Origin of the sequence: Okeania sp. SIO2F4 (assembly GCF_010672385.1) — a bacterium.
GTDB lineage: Bacteria > Cyanobacteriota > Cyanobacteriia > Cyanobacteriales > Microcoleaceae > Trichodesmium.
On sequence record NZ_JAAHGT010001193.1, the window covers coordinates 1 to 2,425 of the forward strand.

The 2,425-nt window shown below is 36.6% G+C and carries 2 protein-coding genes; both read left to right on the top strand.

Going from position 1 to position 2,425, the window contains the following annotated elements; translation table 11 throughout:
* The first annotated feature begins 270 nt into the window (after positions 1–270).
* Positions 271–987, top strand: a complete 717-nt coding sequence (locus tag F6K22_RS38730; protein ID WP_293110241.1) for a peptidoglycan-binding domain-containing protein — start codon at positions 271–273, stop codon at positions 985–987.
* A gap of 301 nt (positions 988–1,288) precedes the next feature.
* Positions 1,289–2,263, top strand: coding sequence for an acetyl-CoA carboxylase carboxyl transferase subunit alpha (accA, locus tag F6K22_RS38735; RefSeq protein ID WP_293110243.1), 975 nt, complete (start codon positions 1,289–1,291; stop codon positions 2,261–2,263).
* The last annotated feature ends 162 nt before the right edge of the window (positions 2,264–2,425 follow it).

The window sequence follows — 2,425 nt, forward strand, 5'->3', positions numbered from 1 at the left end:
TACAAAAAAAAAATCCTTTTAGTCAATCCTATCCGTTATCATAAGAGGTAATAATTAATTGTTGAATACCTGATATTCTGGCTTTAATTTCATGGAAAAAAAATCTAATTAATTTTGCCTAAATATTCCTGTTTATTAGTAATCTTAGTAATCTTTATGAGAGATGAAATTCCACAATTTTGACCCCAGTGAATTTATTTGAGATATAAAACAGGAACGAGATATTTCTTAGATATAAAAAAACTGTAACTTTATGAATACCTAAGTGTAATGTTAAGAAACTTAATTGGGAGAGCAGTCAAACTTGGCAAAAGTTCAAGCTGGATATTTGGTTTAAGCTGTTTTAGTTTATTCGTAATTAATTTAAGTAGTGCCACCACTATGTGGGGACAAATACCTGTAAAAACTAATTCTATACCTATTACTATTAATCGACCAACACTTAAAGCAGGTAGTCAGGGAGAAGAAGTATTACAATTACAAGGAGTTTTAAAGTTATTAGGATATTACTTTGGGCAGGTAGATGGAGTATATTCTGACACTACTGCTGCTGCAGTTGTTAAATTTCAAGAATCTGTAGGATTAATGCAAAATGGAATAGTTGACCAAAATACATGGAACCGTTTATTACCAGCAGCCAAAAATTATAATTATACCAATGGAACTACAATTCAAGAAGATACAAACTTAAATTGTAATTGTTCCCAAAATCAAACTTCACCTGCCACAACTAACGACTCTCCCCCAAAAATTGAATCAAATACAGAAACCTCTAATATTCATTTGCCAATTCTAAAAATTGGTATGAGAGGTGATGCAGTTAGAGGATTACAACAACGCCTAAAAGTCCAAGGTTTTTTAAAGGGAAAAGTTGATGGAGTATTTGGCCCGAAAACTCAAGCTGCTGTTAAGGCTGCTCAAAGAAAATATCAACAACACCCAAATGGAATTGTAGATGCTTCTCTATGGATGACTTTACTACGTTAATCAAAAAACTGGTCAAATGTGCTAAACTTACCAAAAAATTCGATCTAAAGCCTCGCCCTTTTAGGGCAACTTTTGATTGATTAAGTAGGAGAGATAAGCTATAGTATTATTGTCGCGGGCGGGCAGTCCGAGACATAAAAGGGACGTAGAGGCAAGTGAAAAACTAGCTAATCTGTTAGCAGCAGCCTATGAAACGTCAACCCGTCCTTGAGCTAAGGCTCAGTAGGAATTCCCTGGCCTAACAGCCCGGGAGGATTTCAAAGATGTATGTAATTGTGCAACCTAAAATAAGAAACTTCGTGTGCCTAAATCAGAACGTAAAATTCTACTAGATTTTGAAAAGCCTCTGGCAGAATTAGAAAACCGTATAAATCAGATTCGTGAACTAGCTAAAGATTGCAGTAGTGTAGATGTTTCTGAGCAAATTCATCAACTAGAAGCAAAAGCAACTCAACTACGTCAAGAAATTTTTAGTGGTCTTTCCCCCGTGCAAAGACTACAGTTAGCCCGCCATCCCAGGCGACCAAGCACTCTTGATTACATTCAAGCTATTGGTGATGAGTGGATAGAGTTGCATGGGGATCGTGGTGGTAGTGATGACCCAGCAATAGTAGGAGGTTTGGCCAGAATAAATGGAAGACCAGTAGTAATAATTGGTCATCAAAAAGGACGAGATACAAAAGATAATGTAGCTCGTAATTTTGGTATGGCCTCAGCAGGAGGATATCGAAAATCAATCAGATTTATGGATCATGGCAATCGCTTTGGAATGCCAATTTTGACATTTATTGATACTCCAGGAGCATGGCCAGGTATAGAAGCAGAAAAATTAGGACAAGGAGAAGCGATCGCCTATAATCTAAGAGAAATGTTTCATTTGGATGTACCAATAATTTGTACAGTGATTGGAGAAGGTGGTTCAGGTGGAGCGTTAGGTGTGGGAGTAGGCGATCGATTACTGATGCTAGAGCATTCTATATATACAGTTGCTAGCCCTGAAGCTTGTGCAGCTATTCTCTGGAAAGATGCTAGCAAGGCTTCTCAAGCAGCAGATGCCTTGAAGATAACTTCCTGGGATTTAAAAAAGATAGGAATTATTGATGATGTAGTTCCAGAACCCAATGGTGGCGCTCATGCTAACCCGTTACAGGCAGCGGAAAATCTCAAAAATGCCATATTGAGAAGTCTAGACGAATTAAGCCAGTTGAGTAGTGAAGAACGTCGAAAACAGCGTTATCAAAAATTCCGTTCTATAGGAGTATTTTTGGAAACCTAAAAAGGAAGACTCCAAAAATTCTCAGAAGTTTTAATCCCACATTCCGCACATATTTCCGTATATATATCTATAAAATATATATACGTATATATACGTATATATATATATATATTTATTTAATATATATTAACATGTCGTCATCGCAACCATCCCTCTTGTGGT

Bases quoted from the DNA above. Each gene is read 5' to 3' on its own strand.
- F6K22_RS38730 (WP_293110241.1), top strand. From the start codon at position 271: ATGTTAAGAAACTTAATTGGGAGAGCAGTCAAACTTGGCAAAAGTTCA.